The sequence below is a fragment of the Chamaesiphon sp. genome, from assembly GCF_041737865.1.
Classification (GTDB): Bacteria; Cyanobacteriota; Cyanobacteriia; order Cyanobacteriales; family Chamaesiphonaceae; genus Chamaesiphon.
In genome coordinates this window covers 1-21459 of the sequence record NZ_JBGSQZ010000199.1, presented here as the reverse complement: position 1 = coordinate 21459, position 21459 = coordinate 1, and the positions used below count along the sequence as shown (strand labels likewise).

Sequence of the window (21459 nt, the reverse complement as noted above, 5' to 3'; positions counted from 1 at the left end):
CCGATCGCACCAACGGACAACTATTGAACTCTAGCTTTCGCCCCTGCTTGGTGACAGTGGCTAATTGTTGGGGATTAGATTGAGGGTTAATCTGGTCTGGGTCGTCAATATCGATCGATCCTGTCAAATACATCTGCGCGTCGGGATATCTGTCGATCGTCTTGCTGAGTCTGGGTAAGATTTCCTCATCAACCCAAGTCAGAGACTCAATACTAGTCGTAATCTTCCGCCCGACCTGACTGTGATTCGTTCGCTTACGATCTGGTATCCCATAGCTGGGCGGTTACTGACTTGGTAGATTTCCTGCTAGTTCAGACAAGCGAAAATAATTAAAACGAGGAAATAGGGATTGTAGCGAGGGAGCATCCAACTTTTTAAAATCCTGACAGATAAAAATAATATCGATCGCTGAACTACCTGATGAGTAGTTCCTGATACATTATTCTACGTAAGATTAATAAAAATTGCGTCTATTTCACTTTGGGTACTCAAGCGAATCTGGTCTAGTTTTGGCAAGGCAATACTACCAGCGCGGTAAGTTTGAGCTAGTTCGACAATCGCTTTGGCAAATAATCGATCTAAATGTTCGCCTAACTCTGAATTTGAGAACTGACGGGGCAAACCTTTTTTTGAGCTTTATGACTCAGGTGTCTTTGCTGAGTTTGAAGGTTCCGCTGGCGGTTAAGGAATCGATAATTATCACCTAATAATTGTTTTGTGCTGCGGTATGCGAGTATTTGTTGAGTCGTGAGATCGATCGCGATCGCGGTAATGGGTGATTGTAGTCCCATGCTCACTGCCACAATAATATTCGATTGCCCTCGATCTAAAGGTTTACTAGGACGATCGAAGGGCTTTTCCAGCTTATCGATCGTAGATTGCAACCGTTTGATATAGTTGTCTTGCTTATCATTGCGATCGGGTTTTCCTCGCATTGTGACTAGCTTTTGATTTGATTCTCAATCTTGCGGCGGTATGTGAGAAATTTCTTGGGGTTTTCATCAGTTTCAGCGGGGATTTGACAGCGATTTCTCAGGAGATAGGCGATCGCACTCCGACTCAGTGCATCTTCTGTCTTATCGTATGCTTCATATAAACTTTTACGTCGATCGCTTCGATTTAGCATATTTGATAATCGATCGTAGGCAAAGTATTCGGGTAAGATTGAGGGCAACCCGATTACTCAAAGGTGAGAATTAATTACCTTGACATTACTCTCCACCATCGCTGCATCACCCCTATCCCTGCAAGATATCGCTACTCGGGACTTGCTTCAGGAGCTAATCGCCGACAGGCGTTCGCCCAATACGCGGCGGACGTATACCAAGGCATTGGTAGACTTTTTTATGCAGGTAGCTAATGCTGCGCCGACACCGCAGTTAGTCGGGGAATTTTTGGCACTCGATCGATATCAGGCGATGACGCTGGTATTGAAGTATCGGCGGATATTAAGCGATCGAGGTTTAGCTCCATCGACGATTAATACCCGACTGGCGGCGATTAAGAGCTTGGTGGGGTATGCGCGGAAGGTGGGAGAGTGTCGCTACGATCTGGCGGATGTGGAAGGGGTAAGGGTGGAGACTTATCGGGATACATCGGGGGTGAATCCGACGGAGTATCAGGGGATGATCGGGGTATTCGATCGCCAGACTCTCAAAGGGGGGCGGGATTATGCGATCCTCCGGTTATTGTGGGATAACGCACTCCGACGGGCGGAATTGTGTCAGGCGAATGTCAAGGATTTCGATCCGATTGGGGGTAAGTTGTGGATTATTGGCAAGGGGAAAGTCCAACGTGAAGCGATCGAGTTGAGCCGTCAGTCGGTACAAGCGATTCAAGCGTGGTTGGCATTGCGGGGGAAATGCAAAACTAGTGAACCGTTATTTTGTACGCTCGATCGCGCGACGAAGGGACATCGCTTGAGCGGGAATGCGATCTATACTCTCGTCAGAGAGACGGGAACCCGTGCGGGGATCTACAAAGTGATGAGTCCCCACCGCATCCGTCACAGTGCGATTACAGCGGCATTGGATGCGACGAATGGGGATACGCGGAGGGTACAGAAGTTGAGCCGTCATGCGGATCTAAATACCTTGACTCTGTACGACGACAATCGGCGACACCATCAAGGCGAAGTTACCAAGATTTTGGCGGAGTTGGTGTAATTAGTCGATCGTTGATATTGAACGAAAGCTAGTTTTGGCACCGTCTCGATCGATTGATGCACCGCGAGAATATCGATCGTCATACCAGATATAGCAATCCTAAATGAAAAGCTAGGTTGATGTAGGGTGTGTTAGGCACAAGCATGAGCACCAATGTTTAATCCCACATTCCGCACTTCAATTTTTACGACAAATACCGATCGCGAAGACTCGATGATTCAGCGATGTTGCTAGTTGTAAATAGTTGTATCTTGGCGATCTAGCCAACGTAAAATCAGGCTTTTTTCATGCTACTTTTGCGAAGTGCGGAATGTGGGTTTAATACTAGGGATCTGATTTAGGATTGCTATAGTGACGATCGGCATTGCTGAATTTAGGGATGATTCACTCGATCGGTGTTAGGTTAATTAAGGGACTCTCAAGCGAGTGCTTGCCTAATTTAATTTATTCGATCTCTTCTTGATTCAAAAATAAACAATCTAGTATTTTTTCAGAGGTTAAATCTGATGACATCCCCCACACCGCTTCATGGTACAGAATTAATTGATTGTGCCAAAGCAAATGCAAATCAAGGCATGGAAGTAGCCGCCAATCAATGTGGCTACAATGGCGATATCGTTAATTTCGAGCGAGAATTACAAGCAGCAGCTCACCAGATGGGCATCAAACTTCATGGTTTCCAAGATTTGATGAAAACTCCCGAAACTCTACAACCGTCAGGAATTGAAATCGCGCCTGATACTGATACAGAGCTTTGATAGTTAACAGCAGGGGCAACAGGTATAATTGCGCCCCTGCTGTCAGCCCGATTAGCTATTGACTAATGCGATTCCGCGCCGATATAGTGATTGAGCGTAGTCAGTCCAAGTCCCCTGTCCCCAGTACCGAAAACAACTAGTTTGCACCAACAAATTGTAAAGTAGAGCTGCCTGATAATCCGATCGATTGGTGGCAGTGGGATCGGCGGCGACAAGTGCATCAAACTTTTGATGAAATAGCGCGCTGAGTTGATACATTGGAGCCAGGACATTATCATATCCTTGTACCCAACTCAGATTATTAGTCCAGGATGCACCATCCATATGGAATTGACGATCGGTTTTTTTCAGTGCCTCGATCGCGTTTTCTACTGATGCTGTATCGGATTGTGCTGGATTTACTAGTTGCCAGATTTTATGTTGTTGAACTCCCTGACAGACTGGATAATCTGCTTCAGTGATGCCGACAGTTGCCAATAGTTCTAGATATTCCGTCCCATTGCAGCCAACTACGCCATTACTTTGACCCTTGATTTCTTGCCAAGGGCGGGGGAAATCGCGCGGAAATTCATTCATCATCACGCCACCATTTTCGCCGTCGGCAATTTGGGTAACTAAGCAAGGAATCGATTTTCCGCCTAGTTGCTGTTTACTGCGACTTTTAGCTTCATAATAAGGCTGCATCTGAGCGACTAGTTTTGTGTCCGAGCCTTGGGTTTTAATTAAGGCGGTGATGCTAATCGTTTCGCCTTGAGAGTTACGAGCGACTAAGCGATTTGGGAGGTATTTATTGTCTTGAGTTAAGGTGGCACCATCGAGCTGCTCGACGGAGTGTTCTTGCACCATCAACCAGCGATAACCGCATTCTTTGAGAGCTTTGATATATTCATATAGGACATCGGGATGATTGGGGAGGTGCATCTCTGGCGGTGAGAAACCTTTGACTCGTTGGAGTGCTTCGATCCCAAAGATCGCGGCAAAATGATGTTGCCATGCTTGGATCTGGAGCTTGATATCGGGAGTCGGTGTGGACGGTACCACAGCATGACTCCACATCGTCCCCAACCACTCAACATAAGGCTGGTACTGTCGATCGCATGTAATCTTTTTTAGGTGGTCTAGTACGTCATTTCGCCCCATCTGCTGCAATCCCCACAGCAGGTTTCCTGAGTAGTCCAACATGATGCGGGGGTTGCAACCAGCAGCGACTAAATCAGGGATAAACTCACCCATCCGCGCATAGCACCAGGCAAACACGCCCGCATTATGATTGTCGCCTTCACCCTGATGCTCGAACATGTATTGCAGATGTCCGATGAGTTCACCGTGTGCGCCCGCCGGAATCGTCGGTTGGTGCATGTGGAGCGCACACGCAAACCCCGCCGTCATGTCTGCTAAGTGGAGATTGCTAGTCGGGAGAAATACCAATTCGGGATGATTGACAGCAGCGTGAATTTCCGCTTCCCGTCCGCAGATGCTGGGCATTTCACCGATTTGGTCTAACTCGAAGGTGGAAGATGGGATAGAAATCATGAGTGGCTCTCAATCTGACGCTCTTAGAATACCAAACTACATTCGTGCAGATCGCCGCCGCAGTCTGAAACGTAACTTTTGTGGGTAACTGAGGAATGGCATCGATTACCGACTGTACCTCAGCGATCGGCAAGCGTGGCGAAACTGATGCTGCTTTAGACCTATAATATCAATAAGTTAGCCTACGCAGTAACACCTTTCCCATTTTCGTCAATGTATCCCGATTCGATCGATTACTGCGCTACCTGTGACTACCAATTTATTTCTCAATTCAGCAACATATCAATTAATAACAGGACAGGCAATTGACATCGCTACCCTGTTAAAATTTCTCCAAACTACTTATCAGGAACGATCTCCCCACCCACAAGACTATCGGCATCTACAGTCCACAGTCGATCGATATTTTAGTGCCCAGACACCTTTGTGGTTCGTTACCACATCCAGTCGGAAGATTGCTTGTCTCTGGCTGGGAATCGCCATCGATCAAGTTACGGGAATCCGTCATCCGAATATTTTCCTAGTATATGTCGATCCTGCTTATCGTCGGCAAGGCATCGGCCGCGCTTTGATGGAATATGCCCAAGTTTGGGCGAAAGCTCAAGGTTATACTCAGATCGGTTTACAGGTATTTACAAACAATCAACCCGCGATCGATTTATACCAGCAATTGGGCTATCAACCTCGATCGATCTCGATGATGCGCGAGATGTAGGAATTAGGCGTTAGGAATTAGGCGTTAGGCTTTTATCAGATCGCTGCGGAATTGTTACCATATGTAAGGTAGTTGGTATCAATCGTCATCAGTACATAGGTAAAAATATGAAAGGAGTGGTTGTCGAAATTAGAACCCAGATCTCGATCCTCATTACCCTAGTAGGGTTGATGTGGGGACTGGAGATCCTCGATACATTTGTCTTCAATCGTGGACTCGATACACTAGGAATATTACCCCGTCAGTCGATCGGTTTGCGCGGAATTTTATTCTCACCCTTCTTACATGCCAACTTTGCTCACCTAATTGCCAATACCGTGCCTTTTATCGTCCTCGGCTGGCTGATTATGGCTCAAAGTATCACTAACTTTGCGATCGTATCAGTCATTTGTATGGTACTTGGTGGTTTGGGAACGTGGTTATTTGGGGCGAATGGCTTACATATCGGTGCCAGTGGCGTAATTTTTGGTTATCTAGGTTTTCTGCTGGCGCGTTACTATTTCGATCGCCGCCTCAGCTCTGGCATCATTGCTTTATTCGTTGGTGTCACCTATGGTAGCGTCTTATGGGGGGTACTACCTTCTGTCCCAGGTGTTTCTTGGGAAGGACATCTATTTGGTTTCTTGAGTGGCGTTTTGGCAGCTAGAGTCGCACCTGACAGGTAATCTTGAGCGATTTGGGAAAAAATCGGTAATTTAACGATCGAATATCATACAAAAGTACGATCCAATGCGATCGAAATTCAGTGAAAATAATTGCAGGTCAAAAATATCCCCCACAGACCGAATATTGTTGCATCACCACTAAATCTTTTGTATGAATTCTCTAGAACCAGAAGAAGAAGATTATTTATTCTACCCCTCCTTAGATTGGGACGATCTGTATCTAGAGGAAACTTTTGGCGACAGATTACGACTTTTGTATAGTCAGTTCAATAGTAGTACCCGCGCCTTGTTGGATGACGCGCTCTTTCGGGAGACAGAGCAAGGTTCGCTGGTGACTGGCTTAGAAATTTTGTGTCCAAATCAGATTATCCACAAGCGTCTGATTCAAAAACATCAAAAAATTAGTAATGAAATCCGGTGGATTTGGCCGGAAACAGTCTCTCAGTTTACGATTGGGATTTACTCGCCCAACTGGCACGGGCAGACTTTTGAGTTACCCTCTCATCACAGTTAACCTCTGACTTTGGCAGGAGGTCTATTCGAGAAATCCGATCGATGGCAGGGTATTCGGATATCTTCCCGATCGCAAGTCGCCCTGCCGCATAAAATAGGGATAGTGATGAAATATAGGCTATGGATAATAACAACTGGCTACAACAAATTTTAACGTTAGGGATCGGCACAACTTCATTGGTTGCCGAACGAGTCCGCGAAGTCAGCGAACAACTGGTCAAAGAAGGTAAGATCGATCCCGAACAAGCTAAATCATTTGTTGATGACCTGATGGGGCAGATGAAGCTAGATCCGGCGAACTTTGAGCTTCAGATGCAGCGGCTAATTCGGACCACCATGCAAGATCTAGGCGTACCGCGTCAGAGTGAGATGGACGAATTGCGCGGACGCATCGACAGGCTCGAACGTCAGGTACGGGACCAAGAAAATAAATCATGGAAATAGCCAATTTCGAGGGCTAATTATTACCGCTGCCAGCAACGAGGACTCCATCCCACCAACCACCGATGACTATAATCAGATAGTGGTTCAAATCAAATTGAGTATGAAAGAAATTTTAGTCAGTTTAGGATTAATGCTCGGATGCGGTATTCTCATCTTAGTATTTCAATTTGCTGTCGGCACACCCAATGCAACAGCGGGAGCAGCCCTCAATACCGAATCGGTTCCAGTTGTCAGTCAGTCCACACTCACACCCTCAAAGTTAATTGCCATGGAGAACAACGAAAATCAAGTTACAACGGCTTCGGGACTAAAATATGTCGAACTTGCTGAAGGTACGGGTGCAACACCAGCCAAAGGGCAGACTGTATCGGTGCATTATACTGGTACGCTAGAAAGCGGTAAGAAATTTGACAGTTCCCGCGATCGCAACCAACCATTTGAGTTTCAAATTGGCGAAGGTCAAGTCATCAAAGGTTGGGACGAAGGACTCAGTACCATGAAGGTTGGCAGTCGTCGCAAGCTAATTATCCCAGCGGATTTGGGCTATGGCGCACGCGGTGCTGGCGGCGTGATTCCCCCCAATGCAACTCTGATCTTTGACGTAGAACTGCTCAAGATTAAGGGATAGAGCTACGCGTTGATGCGGTTGGATGGATGAATGGCGATTGCTCCAAACATCCTGAGCTAAAGTTGGGAACATCACTCGCTCAATGATTGTCATGGAGAGAGAGGATGTTTTGCGTAAACCCTAGTCACCATGAGTCAATCACTTTCCATATCTTGGTCCCAGCTTGAGGAAAACCTCCCTCGAACCAGAGTGCAAGTAGCTAAATTAGATAAATTACCGAACAATGAGCTGATTTTGCTCGCTCAGTCTGGGTTACGGACAGAGCGAGCAGCTTTAGCCGAACTAATGCGTCGGCATCAGTCTCATGTGGATCGGATTTTGTATCACTTGGCTCCAGACTGGCAAGATCGAGCGGATCTGGCTCAGGAAGTGTGGACTCGGGTGTACAAAAATATTAAAAGTCTCAATGAACCCGAAAAGTTTCGGGGGTGGTTGAGTCGGATTGCTACCAATCTGTTCTACGATGAGCTACGAAAACGGAAGCGGGTAGCTCCGCCACTGTCTTTGGATGCACCGATTAATGTTGGGGATGGATCGATCGACTGGGATATCGCATCGGATGCACCCAACCCCTCAGAACATCTGAGTACGGTGGAATTTTACGACCAGTTGAGAGTGGCTATTGCCACTTTACCCACAGCTTTTCGCACCACCATCGTCCTGCGGGAAATCGAAGGGTTGTCGTATGAAGAGATTGCTGATGTGACAGGAGTATCGATCGGGACGGTAAAATCGCGGATTGCTAGAGCAAGAGCAGGATTGCAGTCTCAGTTAACTGGTTATTTTGAATCGTAATTAAGTTTCTCTAACTGGGAATATTAGCAATATATTTAGATTTAGCTGGCGATCGGTTTGCTAAAATTAAGAATTACTTAGATCTGGGGCACACACAGGAGAATTGAGGATCGGAGCATGACAGACAATTTCGATGGGGAGCAATCTGGAGCCGTTTTGGACGAACGGTTTGAGCTGCTCAGTGCCTATCTAGATGGTGAGGTGAAACCTACCGAACGAAAACAAGTAGAAGCGTTGCTAGCCAATGACGCTGCATTCCAAAACAAGTATCGCCAACTCCAAAAAATGCAGCACGCGTTTCCGCGCATGGTGGTACCGAGTAGTCAGTCTGCTGAAGCTTTGTCGGCGGGAGTATTTGCTAAACTCGATCGACAGCGCAATCGGAAACTCGGCTGGATTGGCGGTGGGGCGATCGCGGCTACATTAGTGGCGGCTGTAACTGGAATAGGTGGCTTATTTGGCGATAATCCTCAACTCCAATATGCAGCTAATAAAGCCAATATCCCCGCACCGATGATGGTGGCATTGAACGATCCGATTTTGGCGATCCCCGCTAAGGGCGATCGAGTCATCGAATTACCCATGTCTTCGCCTGAGGTTAATGCAGATTAATTTTAAATGTCACGGGTTGAGTTTTCCCGATTAGATCGATGCAATTGAGCGTAGGTGCGGTGTCCATGAGGATGCCGCATTTTTTAGGGGAAGGTGTTCTGGTTGAGCTTCATGTCTGTATGCTTGTAATTAGCCAATCGGCAAATGAAGAGAACTTGTGGGTGGCGATTTTTCTAGTGGGGGCAGAACCCGGATCTGGGGGTTCCGACCCCCAGACCCCCCGTTGAGGAGCGGAACGCCGCCCCTCAAACTCCCCTGCGTAAGGATCGATTTGTGGGTAGCTTAGTGCGGCATTCGCTCCATTTTAGATTTTAGTTGAAGGTTAATCGATCGGCAGGCGATCGCCATTTCTGGCTAGTTATCGCCTGTCAACTGTCAACTGTCAACTGGTTAATGTTCAATCGTTTTAGCATTGCTGCTCGTGCTCGATCGGCTAAACTGTCGTCGAGTGGGGTGAGATTTATTTCGGTTTGATACTTGGCTTGGAGCGCAGTTTTAATCATCCAGTCGGCGATGAAGGGGTTTTTGGGGATGAGTGGGCCGTGGGAGTAGGTGGCGATCGCGTTGTGATAAAATGCGCCTTCAGTGCCGTCTGTGGCGTTATTTCCATACCCTTTGATGACCTTGCCCAGAGCTTCGGCATTTGGGCCGAGATAGGTTCTACCGCCGTGGTTTTCAAAGCCGACGATCAGCGGTTTTTGACCCCCTAGCAGCTCGGTAAGTTCGGCGGCGAGTCTGGTGGCGGTAATCTCGAATACGACGTTGCCAATGCACCGATGGGTGTCGATCCCTGGATGTTTGGTTTCGAGATCGATGATGCCCATGCCTTCGATTTTTTCACCCAATCCTGGTTCGTAAAATCTTCCTAGTAGTTGGGGGGAGCCGCAGGTGAATACGCCTGGTGCGCCTGCGTCTAGTTTAGCTTTGATGGCGGCGGTTTTGGCACCTGCGAGGTCACGCATGACGATTTCTTGTTGGCGATCTTGGGCACCGCCGCCGACGATGACATCGACTTGGTGGATCGTGTCGGGAGGGGAATCGCGATCGTAGGGGATGATTTGGACGTTAATTCCCCGCCAGTGGGCGCGTTGTTGGATGGCGATGACGTTGCCTCGATCGCCGTAGGTGCTCATGAGGGTAGGATAGAGCCAGCCGATTTTTAGTGATAGCGATCGGGTCATAGGGGTGTATGTAGATGGTAGATGGTGAATGGTGGATAGTGGATGGTGAATGGTGGATAGATGAAGGATGCCAAGTATCCTAAAACCTAAAACCTAAAACCTAATTAGTTACCAAGACAAAACCTCTAGTTTTACCAGCATCAGTATCGACTGTAGCGATCGCTTGCCATAAATCTACTGTTTTGACCCAGACGGGGGGATATTTGTAGCGAGAAACATCTAGAATTAGAAAGCGATCGGTACGTTGATTGTAGGCGGCGATGGGTGAAATATGACCGCCACGCTCTTGTCCGATGGTTTTTCGTAAGTAATTAACGATCGCAAAATTATCTCGTTTCGATAGATTTTGCACTAGGAGCGATCGAAATCGTTCTAGATTGACATCCGAACCATAGTAAACCTCAACTTTTGCACCGTGACTGCTCAATAAGTCTCCCAACTGCGCTAACGTCATCCCTCGCCGCGAAACTAGCTCGGGAGATATCACTTTTTTAGTTTCCGCCCGCTCGAAGAAATTCTCCTGAGTAAAGACGCGAAAAGGTTTGTATTGAGTGGATTCTGGAGCAGGCAATCCCAAAGCATTTAATACCATCACGCTGCTGGCTACTCCACAATAAGCCTGATTTATTTGGGTAACAAATTGATTGCTCAATAAGAAATAATCTTGTTTGGCATTACTCTCGACCAATAGTTGTTCGCCTTCATTAGAACTGAATGGAATCAGTTGGGGTGATAATGGTAGTGTTTGAGCGAGTATTTTAGAAGTGTTGAATAGGGTGAGGGTAGATAGTAAGCAGCTCCAGAAAATTTTAGATTTCATTGATTGTGGTTTTAACATAAAGGGCGCGGAGGGGTTGCTGGTGCTTGTCGGAGGTTTATGTTTAGAGAATTTTTCTACCTGTCAATATTTCGCGGACTTCTAGCATGGCGGAGTAGGTGGGGACGATGTGGAGGATTTCGTTAGGTGGGGTGAGTTCTAGGGCGGTATCAATCGCTTCTTGCAGGTTTTCTTTGACGATTAGTTTACAGTCTGAATCGAGATTTGTTTTGCTGTATTCTAGTCGCAATGCCAGATCGTAAACTCGATCGCCACTAACGACAATTGTGCCGCCGGAGTTGACGAATTTTTCGGTATCTACGTCCCAAATCCAGGAGACATCGGTACCGTCTGGGGTACGATCGTTCAGTACCATTAAACTAACGGAGCTACCGCCTGTTTGTTTGACTCGATCGATCGCTCTGATGGTTTCATTCATCCCGACGGGATTTTTAGTTAGTAAAATTCGGACTTTTTTACCTTTATATACTAGTTCTTCGGAGCGACCGAATGCAGCTTGGAAGGTGCTAATTGTATCGAGGATAACTGGTTTACTAATCCCGATCGATTCCATTGTGGTGATGGCGGCGAGGGTATTGTATTGATTGTAGACGCCGATGAGTACCTGCGGCCATTCTTTACTATCGATCGAGAGTTTACTTTTGGTAAAGCTACATTTCGGGCAATTAAAGTCGCCTTGATGGGATAGATAAAAGCCTTTGTAATCGAGAGCTGTGCCGCAATTCGGACAGTCGATCGAATCTACCGCGTGGGGCATTTTGTCTAGGTATAATGCTGGTTCTGTCAGTCCAAAATATTTAACTTGTTTGGGGTTTTCACCCTGTTCTAATTGTTGTCCTAGATAAGCCAGAGCTGGATCGTCGCCATTGACAACCAAGATACTATCGCTGGATAATTCGGCAATTACTTTGCGCCAACGGTAGGTAATTGTATCGACTTCGCCATATCGATCGAGTTGATCGCGAAATAAGTTTAGGGCGAGAATATATTTGGGTTTTAGTTGGGGTAATACTAGGGGGATGACATTTTCATCTACTTCGAGAATGCCATAGTCTGCTTTGAGTTTACCTGTCAGACTCGTATGTTCTAGTAGTGTAGTAATTAAACCATTAACTAAATTAGCTCCCGCTTCATTATGAACTACCTTCCAGCCATCTTTTTCTAAGATCCCTCGCAATAGGAGTGAGGTAGTAGTTTTGCCATTAGTTCCGGCGACAACAATTACCCCATACTTAATCTGCTGGGAAAGCATGGTTAAAATCTGCGGATGAAGCCGTTTACCGATGGTACCAGGGAGGACACTCGCAGCACCTAGTTTGAATGTCCGAATTGTCGAGGTAATTGTTTTGGCTGCAAATACCGCAATTCCCAATCTGACTCGATCTAATAAATTTATCTGCACTTGACACCCTGTTTCAGCGATGGACTAGTATCGGGGTGACTACACCACCTGAAGCTGCACATTATATCAATAGTTGGGGACAGGTTTTGGTTTGGGCAAGAGCGGAATAAGGTGAATGGTGGATGGTGGATGGTGAATGGTGGATGGTGAATGGTGGATGGTGAAGCGGATCTCGATCTGGGTGGTACGGGATTAACTGCTAAAGTAGAGATCTAAGCACATCATTCTGACTTCGGTTGCAGCTAGCGATCGCCTCTGAATATGACTATCCTACTGATTCAGTCTCCACAGCTCCCACCTACCGTCACTTGGGAAAAACTCCCTCCAGATTTTGAACTACCTGACGAACCAGTGGAAAGCAATCTTCAACCCCTCCTGGCGGCTGCTCTACGCGAGTCTCTAGAGCTAGCTGGCTTACTACTCGAATCTGTAATTATTGCCACTAACTTTGGTATCTGCGCCACAGTCAATGGGAAAACTGTCGTCAAGGCTCCAGATTGGGTTTATGTACCTGCGACTAAACCTTTCCCAAATGGTGAAAGTCGCCGCAGCTACACTCCTTGCGCTGAGGGAGATCGTCCCAGCATCGTGATGGAGTTTATTTCGGCTACCGAAGGTGGCGAATATTCATTCAATCCGCATTATCCATATGGTAAGTGGTACTTTTACGAACAAATTTTAAAAGTGCCGACTTATGTGATTTTTCATCCCCAACTCAGAGTGTTAGAGGTGTATCACTTGGTAGATGGGAAGTATCAACTAGCATCACCCGATGAAAATCGACACTATTGGATTGAATCCTTGGGCTTGTTTTTGGGTGAGTGGCTCGGTAAAAAATCTAAATATGATGGTTGTTGGCTGCGGTGGTGGGATCGGGCTGGGAACCTACTCCTCTGGGGTAGTGAGCTACTAGCACAAGAACGTCAGTTAGTAGAACAAGAACGCCAACGGGCGGAGCAAGCGGAAGAAAAAAGTGTTCGCTTGGCGGAACGGCTCAGGGAGATGGGGATCGATCCAGCAGACATTTAGCCCCAATTTATAGCAGTCGCCAAGGCTGTTAAGACACTCCAGCGATTGAAATCGCCGCTAGTGTTGCAAAGTCCGCCTTCGCGGACTGATACAGTGTCTTAGCAACCTTGGCGACTGCTATCATGCCGATCGTTCGCGTTGGCGTTGGCGTAGCCCACCGTTAGGTGTTAGCCTGCCGTAGGCACAGCGTAGGCTCTGCCTAATCGATTACCACAGCTCAGGGGTTTGAACCCCCTGCTTTGAGGTGGATTGTCTCGTTGGCGTAGCCTCTCCGAATCGCTGTCAACTCTCAACTGTCAACTGTATAACGCGTGGCGGTAACGATCGATAGGGCGACAATTGGGGCGGTGATGGTGCGGAGGATGTGCCGTCCGAGGGATACTAGTTGAAAGTTATACTCGATCGCTAAATCTATTTCTGCATCCGTCCAGCCGCCTTCAGGGCCGATCGCGAGGATAATCTGGGTAGGGATGGGTGTGTTGGATTGGAGACAACTCAGCAGGTGAGGATATTCTCCTCTGGCTTCACATAGATATTTGGAACTCTCGATCGGCAGTTGACTGAAAATGGTCGGTAATGGCTGTGGTTCGGCAATTGTGGGGATGGTGAGTCGCTCGGACTGTTCGGCGGCTTCCTGGGCAATTTTGCGCCATCTCTGGAGCTTTTGCGGACTGGGATTGAGGAGGGTGCGATCGCTTTGGGCGGGGATGATGGTGGTTACGCCTAGCTCGGTACAGGCGCGAACGATATCGTCGAAGTTATTACCTTTGGGAAGCGCGCAAATCAGGGTAATGGTTTGGCGATCGAGATCGGGCTGCTCGGCTGCTCCGGTTGGGCTAATTGTTTGGATAATTTCGGCGGCGTACGTCGAGCCGTGAGCGGTTAGCGCACAGAGATAGAGTGTTCCAGTGCCATCGATGGCTTGAAATTGGGCACCAGTTTGGAGGCGGATGACGCGGGTGAGGTAGTGATATTGTGCGGGTTCGATCGCGATGTAGTTGGCGTGGATTTGGCTGGGGGTAATGGTGATGCGCTGCAAGGTTTTTTAGAGATCGCGATTTGTAGTTGATTACAATATGTTTTTCGTGTAAGATATACCTATGCTACTTCGATCGAATTACGGGGAATACTGACAGGGTATTACTCAAAATGTCCAATCCTAGCGTTTTGGTAAATACATGCTTGCATCTACCACCAATTTAGACCAGTGCTATCAGTTATTAGGCATCTGTCGAGGTGTCTCGATCGATGAGTTAAAAGCGGCATATCGATCGTTAGCCCGTAAATGGCATCCCGATCTCAATCCAGGCGATCTGGAAGCACATCAACGCTTTATTACGCTCAATCAGGCTTATCAGCTTTTACTCGTGAATGTCGCTACTCCACTGGAGAGTCAAACCCAAACACGTACGGCTAGATCGACATCCACCAACCCTAAAAATACCACTGTTCAAGTCACTCAGCGTGCTGCGCCTCAACCAGCAACTACCAAGCCGAGTAAAAGTGAGGAAGAGTTAAAGTGGCAGTTATATTATGAATTACAGTCATTAGTAAAGCAACAACAGTTTTTAAAAGCGATCGTGTTAATTGAGAGTTTAGCTCATCACTCGCCACAGGATCGACAGGTTTGCCAATGGCAAGGAATTATTTATTCTCAGTATGGGCATCAATTGGTGCAGCGACGCGAATTTGACAAGGCGCGGATTTATCTCAAGAAAGCTCTGAAAGTCGATCCTCTCAATCGCCAATTATGGCAAGAAGTCGATCGAGTATTCAATCGGATTACTCAGTTAAGTTAGGTACAGATTTTAGCGATCGATACTGATGAATCCAGCTTTTTCTAGTAAGTTTTGTCCTTGCTTGGTGCTTAATAGATTTGCATAAGCCTCTCCAGCTTTTTGGCGGTTGGGATCGTTGGTTTGGATAATTACATAAATTTGGCGAGTGAGCGGATACGCTTGGCTTTTCACTACTGCTGGATCGATTTTATTGCGCTGTCCCCTGTTGCAAGCAGCGGGAGATTGTAATGGTTCTTGGTAAGGTTTGACTAAGCGATCTGCGGTTTTACCGATCGCCAAGGGTTTAGTATTGCAAGAATCAACGATCGTTTCTTTAGCTGCACCATAATAGATCCCGCCGAGGTTTTTTTTGACTAGCTGTAAACCTTCAGTTGTATTGCCAACCTGTTGAAACTTCCATTCATCACCTTTTTTCAATACTAAATCCTTGAAAGAAGAAACTGTACCGCCAGCAGTTTCGGCGCGAGAAAAGGCAATTATCGGTAAATTTTCGCCGCCAACTTGACGCCAATTAGTTACTTTACCCGTGTAGATATCGCGTAATTGGGAGATCGTCAATCCGGCTAGATTGAGTTGGGGATTGACAACTATACTCAGCGCATCATTAGCTACGGCTACTTGTTTGAGTTGATTTGCTTTGACGCGTGGATCGTCTTTGTATTTAGATTTATCTAGTGAGATGGAAGATTGAGAAAAATCTAAATCGCCTTCGAGCAACCAACAGATCCCTGAATTAGAACCAGGTTTGCTGTCGCATTTGCCATTTTTTATCGATTTGAAATCGGGAGAATTGGCATCCGTATAGACGAGATCGAAGTTAGGAAATACGCCTTTAATCCCCGCATCGATCGAAGATTGTAGCTGTCTGGTAGTCGCCCAAGTGGTACTTCCCCCAAATTTAAATACACCTGCGGGTACATCTTTGATGTCGGCAAAAGATGCCCCAGTATTACTGGCGATTCCTGGAATTAGCTGCTTTTTATTACCCAAAAAATACATCGCTACGGCGGATAATATCAGCAGGAGTGCAGTCAATGCCAGCCAGAGGGGTAATTTGGACTGCGATAATTTTGGCAATATGGGAGTGGTAATGGCGGCGGTAGGCTGGAGTGGTTGGGTGAGCGAGTTGGGGTTTGTGGGGGTTTGGAGGGGCGGATAGCCTGTGTGACGGGTGACGATTGGAGTTAGAGCGGCAATTTCGCTAAAAATAGTTGCGGTAGTATCGGGGCGCAGGTGGGGATCTGTCTGCATCAATCGATCGATTAAATCTAAGAAATCGGCAGAGATATTGGTGGTTTTATCCCGCCATAATAAGAGATCGCGATCGGGATCGTAAAGATCTATCGGCTCTTTATTGGTTAGTAAATAAACAAAAGTTCGCCCCAAAGCAAAGAAGTCTGATTGAGCATAAGTTTCCCCCCGCATCTGCTCTGGAGCCGCATAACCAGGGGTATAAATCCGCGTAGCTTGGGCGGACATATTTGCTGCTTGTTTGGCTGCACCAAAATCGATCGCGACTAATTGCCCATCGGGTTGGAGAATGATATTTGAGGGCTTAATATCGCGGTGGAAGATGCCCCGACGGTGGATTTCATGGAGGATCTGAGTTAATTGAGACAGCCAGCCGAGCGCGGTTTTTTGGTCGATCGATCGCTTGGTTATTTTGGTATATTCTTCTAGATCCATCCCAAAGATCCGCTCCATCACCAAGCAGTGTAGAGCTATCTGGGAGCCATTGGGAAAGTATAAAAAGAAATCTTCAACCAGGGGGATACCAGCAATACCTTCACCAGTTAGGCTTTCTAGTACTCTATACTCTCGATCGAATAATTCGATCGCTTTAGGGTTATTACTTTTGAGGACTTTTAAGACTTTGAGTACACCCCGCTCCGTAACTTCATAGGTATCCCCGAAGCCGCCTTTGTTGCTCATTAATTTGGCGACTCGATATTTGCCTGCTAGGAGCAGTTCTGAGCCACAGTTTTGACAAAATAGCATCCGCTCGGAGTTCTCCGTTTGCAGACACTGAGGATTGATACAGAGACTCATGCAACCTTAATTTGAGGTGAGAAGGTATTCACATGTCTTTATTGTATCGCTTTGGCTAATCTACTTTCTAACCTGTGTCAAATTAGATATTTAGGGGAGTGGGTGGATGGTGGATGGTGGATGGTGGATGTGTTTTTCGGTTTGTTTAGATATATTTTGTTAGTTGACATCTTTAGTTTGAAGATTGATCGAACTAGATTATTTTAAATTATCGATAATTTTCTGGATTGTTTTAGATCCTAAGCCAATGCCTTCGATAGCAATGAGCGTTTCCCATGTGTCAAATTTTCGATCGATTTGAGTATTACGCTTGTCAATGATGTTATGTGCTAATTTTTCAGCGTTGGATATTGCCGATTGCTTCATTCTCAGCACAAGCTCTTTTTGACTCAGAGTATTAATTAGATTGAGAGTACTAGCTAATTGAGTCAGATCTTTCCGCTGTTCGCACCATGCACGAAACTCTAATAGTTTTTTACTAACACCATGAGTTTTAACTGCTTTACTAGGTTTAAGCGCATCTAAAATTAGCTTGTGTTCGGCAAGTTGAGCTAAAATCGATTGCAACTGCTGCTGCATGGCTAATGATATTACTCGCTCTGACTGTTGAATTTCAAGCAAATCTAAAACTTTTTCTTGTTTAGCAAGTCTATCTAAAATTGGTTTTGTCTGCAATCCTACAGCCCCCGATATTTCTGATAATAATTTGCTGACCACTAAATCGATATCAATTGAATTATTTGTAGTAGCTATCGGTAAATATTTTGTTGTTGCTAAGAGATTACTATTGCAGATAGAAAGCTGCTCAATTGCCGAGCTTTGTGCTTTGTCAGGAATAATAAAAGCATTTACTTCCTCTGCTTTGAGTGAGTTTTTCTCTCTGGCTCTAATCGCCGCATAATATTCTAAATGCCCCTCGATTACAGTATATTCTTCATTACCAGTGTCCTGTAAAATCAAGGGGCGAATCAGTGCATCAGTTTCTAGAATTGAATCTGCTAACTTTTCTATCTCTAACTCTTGAAAATTAGATCTTGGCTGATTCGATCTAATGCTGGCAACTTCGATAAAGTAACATTTAATCATTGCTAAAATTTAACTTTATTCAAAACTTCTTCTGCTAATACTTCAAACTCAAGTGCGGATGTTTGGGATGTACCGTTATGTGTATCTGCATATTTAAAAATAGACTGTGGATGAGGATATTCGATATCACCAACGATGATAGTTTGATTGAAACAGGTAGATAAAGCTGTTCGATCGTAAATTACCGCTTCCATTAGTGGCATTCCATATCGTTCGGTAATTACAGCTCTTTGTTTAGGAAAACTATACTTGAGATATTGAGCATTTGTAGATATTTTAGATGCTAATACTCCTAGTAGTTTCAGCGGTTGCTTACCAAAAGTGTCTCGATTTTCATTAATAGTCGTAATAAATTCTTGAACTGTTGGTAATCCTTGATTGGCAAATGGCTTGAGATCGGATGGGATAATTAAATAGTCAGCAGTAATTAGAGCAGCTTCTGCATAGATATCACGAGAAGGAGGGGTATCAATAATCACTAGATCGTAGCTATTTTCAATTCGCTTCAACTTTGTCAGTAGTCTGTTACGACTTGCCATCTTTGTTGTGAGGATTTCTTGGTACTTAATTAGATCTATATGTGAAGGGACTACATCAATTTCTGGATCGTTAAAATATGATGATTTGCGAACTAGCTCTTCAATAAAATTACGATCGCTACTGGCGATCGCATGATAAATATTTCGCTCTCGGATATCATCGTCTTCTTCAAATTGAAACTTAATTAAGCCAGTAGCAAATGTACTATTTGCCTGACCATCAATATCGATTAAAAGTGTGCGATAGCCTTTTTTGCTAAAGGCTGCTGCAAGATTGGTAGAGACGGTAGTTTTACCGACACCGCCTTTATTATGATAGATGGCAATAGTTTTCATTGATGATATTTTAGGAGAAGTAGTAATTGCCGTTCGTGGTAATGATAACTGATGTTCCAGTCTTTCTTTCAGGTAATCGCGTCCGATTAGTTTAATTATATCTGCTAATCGATCGTCAATATCTTTGCCCGCACATTGAAATATGAGTCGAGCCGAGCCAGATACCTGCTGATAAATTCTTAATTGTTTGCCATTTGTCAATAAGCCGTAAGCAATATTTAACTTAGTCAAATAGTTTTGGAGCTGATAAACGTGCTTGTCTAAATTCTGTTGCGGATGCTTGGCTTCGATAACTAAACATAATGGATAGCGATCGTTCGATCTTAATGGTAGTTTTTGGGTGAAAATGAGAAAGTCGAGTCGAATCTTACCAAACATTACTTGCTGATGCCATGTATCGGGAGCGTAACCTAATTTTGGTAGTAAGTATTGAACGATAAGTTTACTTTCGACTTCGCTTTCATTCCGACATAGTTCGGGATTGAAACTCAATATTAACCTCTGATGGAATCTCTGTCCAATTATTAATTATCAATTATCAATTAACTAGTAACTCCTCGGATTGTATATCCCATTACCAACCCAATCGCTAAAGCACCAGCTTTGCCAGTTTTGAGAAAATCCGTCCAACCATTTTGCACATTAGCCATCAGATCGACATTTTGGAATTGTTGGGCGAGAATTAATCCGTGGGTACCAAGCTCGAAGTAGCTGTGTAAATGAGTACCGTCCATCATCATAGGTGAGAATGACTCAATCATCGTGGCATCGATCGTCATCGCAAATATAGTAAGTAGCATAGATTTAACTATTACGGTAATTGTGCTTAGTATGCCCCTGAGGAGTGTCAGATCGATCGCGTGTTGTTAGGGATTTGGTGCGATGGCTATGTTACGATCGGGATCGCCAAAGTATGCTGGAGCGCGATCGTGTTTGGTGACAACTAGTGGTGTGGGTGTGACTTGTCCCCACTCCTTGAGCAGCGATTGTAATAAGGTATCTTGTTGTTGGCGGAGCTGGGCGATTTGAGTACCTTTGTTGAGGATGACAAACCAGACTAATCCCCGATCGCGAGTTGGCAATACGCCCCCTAATGCACTAACCTCATTGAGAGTACCTGTCTTGATCGTCGTACCTACAGGCAAATTTCGCTGTTTGAGCGTACCGACATATTCCGCTCCAGCTACCGGAAAGATATCTGCAAGGTTCAGGTTGAAGGGTTGCAGGGTTTGGTGGAGGGTACGAAAGATTTGACAGACGGCGCGGGGCGAGAGGCGATTTTGGATTCCCAAGCCGGAACCATTAATCAGTTGAATCTCGGCTGGCGGAAATTTGGCGGTAGTCGAGACGATCTTCATCACCTGCTCGGCTCCGCCCACACCGTCGGCGAGGATTTGAGCAACTTCGTTATTGCTGTAAATATTCATCTGCCGCACGATATCGACTAATGGGAGCGATTGATAGCGAATTAGGGGGGTGACAGCGGGTGATTCACTCACAACGATGACTTTTCCAGCAATTTTGACGTGGGGAATGGTGGTAGTTGCAGTTGGTGCGGTTGGTAGTTTGACGATATTGACATCTTTAAAATCGGTAGCCAGCAGTGCAGGTGGGAGATCGATCCCAGTTAAGGCTTGTTTGAGTAATTCCCCGGCGGTTTGAGGCTCGACTTTGTAGTTCATGTGGAAATTATCTACCACCAAAATATTGCCGCTAACTCGATCGATCCCAAGTTGATTTAAACTGTGAGCCAGTGCGATCGCATCTTCCCACACAAATAACGGATCGCCACCACCCCGCACGACGAGATCGCCTTGTAATGTGCCCTGACTAATTTTACCGCTGGCACTGACGATCGTCTCGAACTTTTTGTCCAATCCCCATGTCGTAATTGCTGCTAGAGAAGTGGCTGTTTTGGTCAGGGAGGCAGCAGAAACCGGAATTGTGCCATTGCGATCGATTAGCAAATTACTGTCGGTTTGGAGCCAAATTGACTGCTGTTGGGGATTTAAACCCTGTGTTTTGAGGGTTTGGAGATATTGTGCGACGGTCTTTTTGACACCTGGTTCGACTGGATGTGGCGGATTGAGCCACGACAATCCTTGCCAGGTAACGGCTTGCGCTAGAGATGATGCTGGGGGGATATTTGCGCCAGCTAAATTTAACCACATTCCCACAAGTCCAGAAGAAACTAATTGCAGCATATTAAACAGTTGAAACTCGACAGAAGCTTTTAGCTACCCAGATGGGAATCCCCACACCATAGCGTACCCGCTTGGTGTGGGATGAAAGGCGCGTGAGCAAACGATTCCACCCGACTAGAATCCAACAAGCGCAGCTCTTGGCGAGTAGTCGGGTGGATGAGCAAGCGA

The 21459-nt window shown here is 45.8% G+C and carries 24 protein-coding genes; 11 read left to right on the top strand and 13 right to left on the bottom strand.

All coding sequences use genetic code 11. From position 1 onward, the window contains the following. Positions 1-444: 444 nt before the first annotated feature. From ACEW9J_RS15100 to ACEW9J_RS15090, 3 genes are read right to left on the bottom strand one after another with little or no spacing between them, the layout of a single operon-like run. The gene (locus ACEW9J_RS15100) at positions 445-621 is read right to left on the bottom strand and encodes a hypothetical protein (protein WP_373545936.1); all 177 of its coding nucleotides are present in this window, start codon (positions 619-621) and stop codon (positions 445-447) included. Beyond that, entirely contained in the window at positions 591-935 is a 345-nt protein-coding gene (locus ACEW9J_RS15095; protein ID WP_373545935.1) for a hypothetical protein, read from the bottom strand. The genes ACEW9J_RS15100 and ACEW9J_RS15095 overlap by 31 nt, the downstream gene beginning before the upstream one ends. Before the next feature lie 5 nt (positions 936-940). Further along, entirely contained in the window at positions 941-1174 is a 234-nt protein-coding gene (locus ACEW9J_RS15090) for a hypothetical protein (protein ID WP_373545934.1), read from the bottom strand. A gap of 31 nt (positions 1175-1205) precedes the next feature. Between ACEW9J_RS15090 and ACEW9J_RS15085 the strand changes: the two genes are divergently transcribed. Together ACEW9J_RS15085 and ACEW9J_RS15080 are read left to right on the top strand one after the other, a co-directional pair. Beyond that, positions 1206-2165 (top strand): tyrosine-type recombinase/integrase, encoded by a 960-nt coding sequence (locus ACEW9J_RS15085; protein ID WP_373545933.1) that lies wholly within the window; start codon positions 1206-1208, stop codon positions 2163-2165. A 506-nt stretch (positions 2166-2671) separates the two neighbouring features. Further along, entirely contained in the window at positions 2672-2923 is a 252-nt protein-coding gene (locus ACEW9J_RS15080) for a hypothetical protein (protein WP_373545932.1), read from the top strand. A gap of 51 nt (positions 2924-2974) precedes the next feature. Here ACEW9J_RS15080 and ACEW9J_RS15075 read toward each other — a convergent pair whose 3' ends face one another. Next, positions 2975-4456, bottom strand: coding sequence for a glycosyl hydrolase family 57 (locus ACEW9J_RS15075; protein ID WP_373545931.1), 1482 nt, complete (start codon positions 4454-4456; stop codon positions 2975-2977). 247 nt (positions 4457-4703) lie between these two features. Between ACEW9J_RS15075 and ACEW9J_RS15070 the strand changes: the two genes are divergently transcribed. The 7 genes from ACEW9J_RS15070 to ACEW9J_RS15040 all read left to right on the top strand — a co-directional run bounded on the left by ACEW9J_RS15070 (position 4704) and on the right by ACEW9J_RS15040 (position 8828). Next, the gene (locus ACEW9J_RS15070) at positions 4704-5171 is read left to right on the top strand and encodes a GNAT family N-acetyltransferase (protein WP_373545930.1); all 468 of its coding nucleotides are present in this window, start codon (positions 4704-4706) and stop codon (positions 5169-5171) included. 107 nt (positions 5172-5278) lie between these two features. Next, a complete protein-coding gene (locus ACEW9J_RS15065; protein WP_373545929.1) occupies positions 5279-5836 on the top strand; it encodes a rhomboid family intramembrane serine protease in 558 nt (185 codons plus the stop codon). A 151-nt stretch (positions 5837-5987) separates the two neighbouring features. Beyond that, positions 5988-6350, top strand: a complete 363-nt coding sequence (locus tag ACEW9J_RS15060; protein WP_373545928.1) for a hypothetical protein — start codon at positions 5988-5990, stop codon at positions 6348-6350. Between the two features lie 119 nt (positions 6351-6469). After that, positions 6470-6793, top strand: coding sequence for a phasin family protein (locus ACEW9J_RS15055; RefSeq protein WP_373545927.1), 324 nt, complete (start codon positions 6470-6472; stop codon positions 6791-6793). A 100-nt stretch (positions 6794-6893) separates the two neighbouring features. After that, entirely contained in the window at positions 6894-7421 is a 528-nt protein-coding gene (locus ACEW9J_RS15050; protein WP_373545926.1) for an FKBP-type peptidyl-prolyl cis-trans isomerase, read from the top strand. A gap of 129 nt (positions 7422-7550) precedes the next feature. Next, positions 7551-8216: a sigma-70 family RNA polymerase sigma factor gene (locus ACEW9J_RS15045; RefSeq protein ID WP_373545925.1), complete on the top strand. Its 666-nt coding sequence runs from the start codon at positions 7551-7553 to the stop codon at positions 8214-8216. 117 nt (positions 8217-8333) lie between these two features. Then, a complete protein-coding gene (locus ACEW9J_RS15040) occupies positions 8334-8828 on the top strand; it encodes an anti-sigma factor (RefSeq protein WP_373545924.1) in 495 nt (164 codons plus the stop codon). Positions 8829-9196: 368 nt separating this feature from the next. On the opposite strand, the gene ACEW9J_RS15035 is transcribed toward ACEW9J_RS15040, so the two are convergent. The 3 genes from ACEW9J_RS15035 to ACEW9J_RS15025 form a co-directional block, all read right to left on the bottom strand. Continuing rightward, complete coding sequence (locus ACEW9J_RS15035) at positions 9197-10009, bottom strand: type 1 glutamine amidotransferase (RefSeq protein ID WP_373545923.1); 813 nt, start codon at positions 10007-10009, stop codon at positions 9197-9199. Positions 10010-10109: 100 nt separating this feature from the next. Beyond that, on the bottom strand, positions 10110-10829 hold the full coding sequence (locus ACEW9J_RS15030) for a phytochelatin synthase family protein (RefSeq protein WP_373545922.1): 720 nt from the start codon (positions 10827-10829) through the stop codon (positions 10110-10112). Between the two features lie 61 nt (positions 10830-10890). Further along, positions 10891-12243 (bottom strand): MurT ligase domain-containing protein, encoded by a 1353-nt coding sequence (locus ACEW9J_RS15025; protein WP_373545937.1) that lies wholly within the window; start codon positions 12241-12243, stop codon positions 10891-10893. Between the two features lie 267 nt (positions 12244-12510). Between ACEW9J_RS15025 and ACEW9J_RS15020 the strand changes: the two genes are divergently transcribed. Next, a complete protein-coding gene (locus ACEW9J_RS15020; protein ID WP_373545921.1) occupies positions 12511-13278 on the top strand; it encodes a Uma2 family endonuclease in 768 nt (255 codons plus the stop codon). Positions 13279-13567: 289 nt separating this feature from the next. On the opposite strand, the gene ACEW9J_RS15015 is transcribed toward ACEW9J_RS15020, so the two are convergent. Next, positions 13568-14317 (bottom strand): 16S rRNA (uracil(1498)-N(3))-methyltransferase, encoded by a 750-nt coding sequence (locus tag ACEW9J_RS15015; RefSeq protein WP_373545920.1) that lies wholly within the window; start codon positions 14315-14317, stop codon positions 13568-13570. Positions 14318-14456: 139 nt separating this feature from the next. On the opposite strand from ACEW9J_RS15015, the gene ACEW9J_RS15010 reads away from it, so the two are divergent. Further along, positions 14457-15077, top strand: coding sequence for a DnaJ domain-containing protein (locus ACEW9J_RS15010; RefSeq protein ID WP_373545919.1), 621 nt, complete (start codon positions 14457-14459; stop codon positions 15075-15077). Between the two features lie 9 nt (positions 15078-15086). Here ACEW9J_RS15010 and ACEW9J_RS15005 read toward each other — a convergent pair whose 3' ends face one another. The 5 genes from ACEW9J_RS15005 to ACEW9J_RS14985 all read right to left on the bottom strand — a co-directional run bounded on the left by ACEW9J_RS15005 (position 15087) and on the right by ACEW9J_RS14985 (position 21291). Further along, positions 15087-17126, bottom strand: coding sequence for a substrate-binding domain-containing protein (locus ACEW9J_RS15005; protein ID WP_373545918.1), 2040 nt, complete (start codon positions 17124-17126; stop codon positions 15087-15089). Between the two features lie 198 nt (positions 17127-17324). Continuing rightward, positions 17325-18212: a ParB N-terminal domain-containing protein gene (locus ACEW9J_RS15000; protein WP_373545917.1), complete on the bottom strand. Its 888-nt coding sequence runs from the start codon at positions 18210-18212 to the stop codon at positions 17325-17327. Between the two features lie 2 nt (positions 18213-18214). Continuing rightward, entirely contained in the window at positions 18215-19579 is a 1365-nt protein-coding gene (locus tag ACEW9J_RS14995) for an AAA family ATPase (RefSeq protein WP_373545916.1), read from the bottom strand. A gap of 50 nt (positions 19580-19629) precedes the next feature. Further along, positions 19630-19887, bottom strand: coding sequence for a hypothetical protein (locus tag ACEW9J_RS14990; RefSeq protein WP_373545915.1), 258 nt, complete (start codon positions 19885-19887; stop codon positions 19630-19632). A gap of 66 nt (positions 19888-19953) precedes the next feature. Next, the gene (locus tag ACEW9J_RS14985) at positions 19954-21291 is read right to left on the bottom strand and encodes a D-alanyl-D-alanine carboxypeptidase (RefSeq protein WP_373545914.1); all 1338 of its coding nucleotides are present in this window, start codon (positions 21289-21291) and stop codon (positions 19954-19956) included. Positions 21292-21459: the final 168 nt, after the last annotated feature.

What these genes read in the sequence shown, in the direction of transcription:
- ACEW9J_RS15005 (WP_373545918.1), bottom strand. Translation starts at nt 17,126, where the DNA reads ATGAGTCTCTGTATCAATCCTCAGTGTCTGCAAACGGAGAACTCCGAG.
- ACEW9J_RS15095 (WP_373545935.1), bottom strand. Translation starts at nt 935, where the DNA reads ATGCGAGGAAAACCCGATCGCAATGATAAGCAAGACAACTATATCAAA.
- ACEW9J_RS15020 (WP_373545921.1), top strand. Translation starts at nt 12,511, where the DNA reads ATGACTATCCTACTGATTCAGTCTCCACAGCTCCCACCTACCGTCACT.
- ACEW9J_RS15040 (WP_373545924.1), top strand. Translation starts at nt 8,334, where the DNA reads ATGACAGACAATTTCGATGGGGAGCAATCTGGAGCCGTTTTGGACGAA.
- ACEW9J_RS15065 (WP_373545929.1), top strand. Translation starts at nt 5,279, where the DNA reads ATGAAAGGAGTGGTTGTCGAAATTAGAACCCAGATCTCGATCCTCATT.
- ACEW9J_RS15010 (WP_373545919.1), top strand. Translation starts at nt 14,457, where the DNA reads ATGCTTGCATCTACCACCAATTTAGACCAGTGCTATCAGTTATTAGGC.
- ACEW9J_RS15045 (WP_373545925.1), top strand. Translation starts at nt 7,551, where the DNA reads ATGAGTCAATCACTTTCCATATCTTGGTCCCAGCTTGAGGAAAACCTC.
- ACEW9J_RS15035 (WP_373545923.1), bottom strand. Translation starts at nt 10,009, where the DNA reads ATGACCCGATCGCTATCACTAAAAATCGGCTGGCTCTATCCTACCCTC.
- ACEW9J_RS15030 (WP_373545922.1), bottom strand. Translation starts at nt 10,829, where the DNA reads ATGAAATCTAAAATTTTCTGGAGCTGCTTACTATCTACCCTCACCCTA.
- ACEW9J_RS14990 (WP_373545915.1), bottom strand. Translation starts at nt 19,887, where the DNA reads ATGCTACTTACTATATTTGCGATGACGATCGATGCCACGATGATTGAG.
- ACEW9J_RS15055 (WP_373545927.1), top strand. Translation starts at nt 6,470, where the DNA reads ATGGATAATAACAACTGGCTACAACAAATTTTAACGTTAGGGATCGGC.
- ACEW9J_RS15000 (WP_373545917.1), bottom strand. Translation starts at nt 18,212, where the DNA reads ATGATTAAATGTTACTTTATCGAAGTTGCCAGCATTAGATCGAATCAG.
- ACEW9J_RS15050 (WP_373545926.1), top strand. Translation starts at nt 6,894, where the DNA reads ATGAAAGAAATTTTAGTCAGTTTAGGATTAATGCTCGGATGCGGTATT.
- ACEW9J_RS14985 (WP_373545914.1), bottom strand. Translation starts at nt 21,291, where the DNA reads ATGCTGCAATTAGTTTCTTCTGGACTTGTGGGAATGTGGTTAAATTTA.
- ACEW9J_RS15075 (WP_373545931.1), bottom strand. Translation starts at nt 4,456, where the DNA reads ATGATTTCTATCCCATCTTCCACCTTCGAGTTAGACCAAATCGGTGAA.
- ACEW9J_RS15080 (WP_373545932.1), top strand. Translation starts at nt 2,672, where the DNA reads ATGACATCCCCCACACCGCTTCATGGTACAGAATTAATTGATTGTGCC.
- ACEW9J_RS15060 (WP_373545928.1), top strand. Translation starts at nt 5,988, where the DNA reads ATGAATTCTCTAGAACCAGAAGAAGAAGATTATTTATTCTACCCCTCC.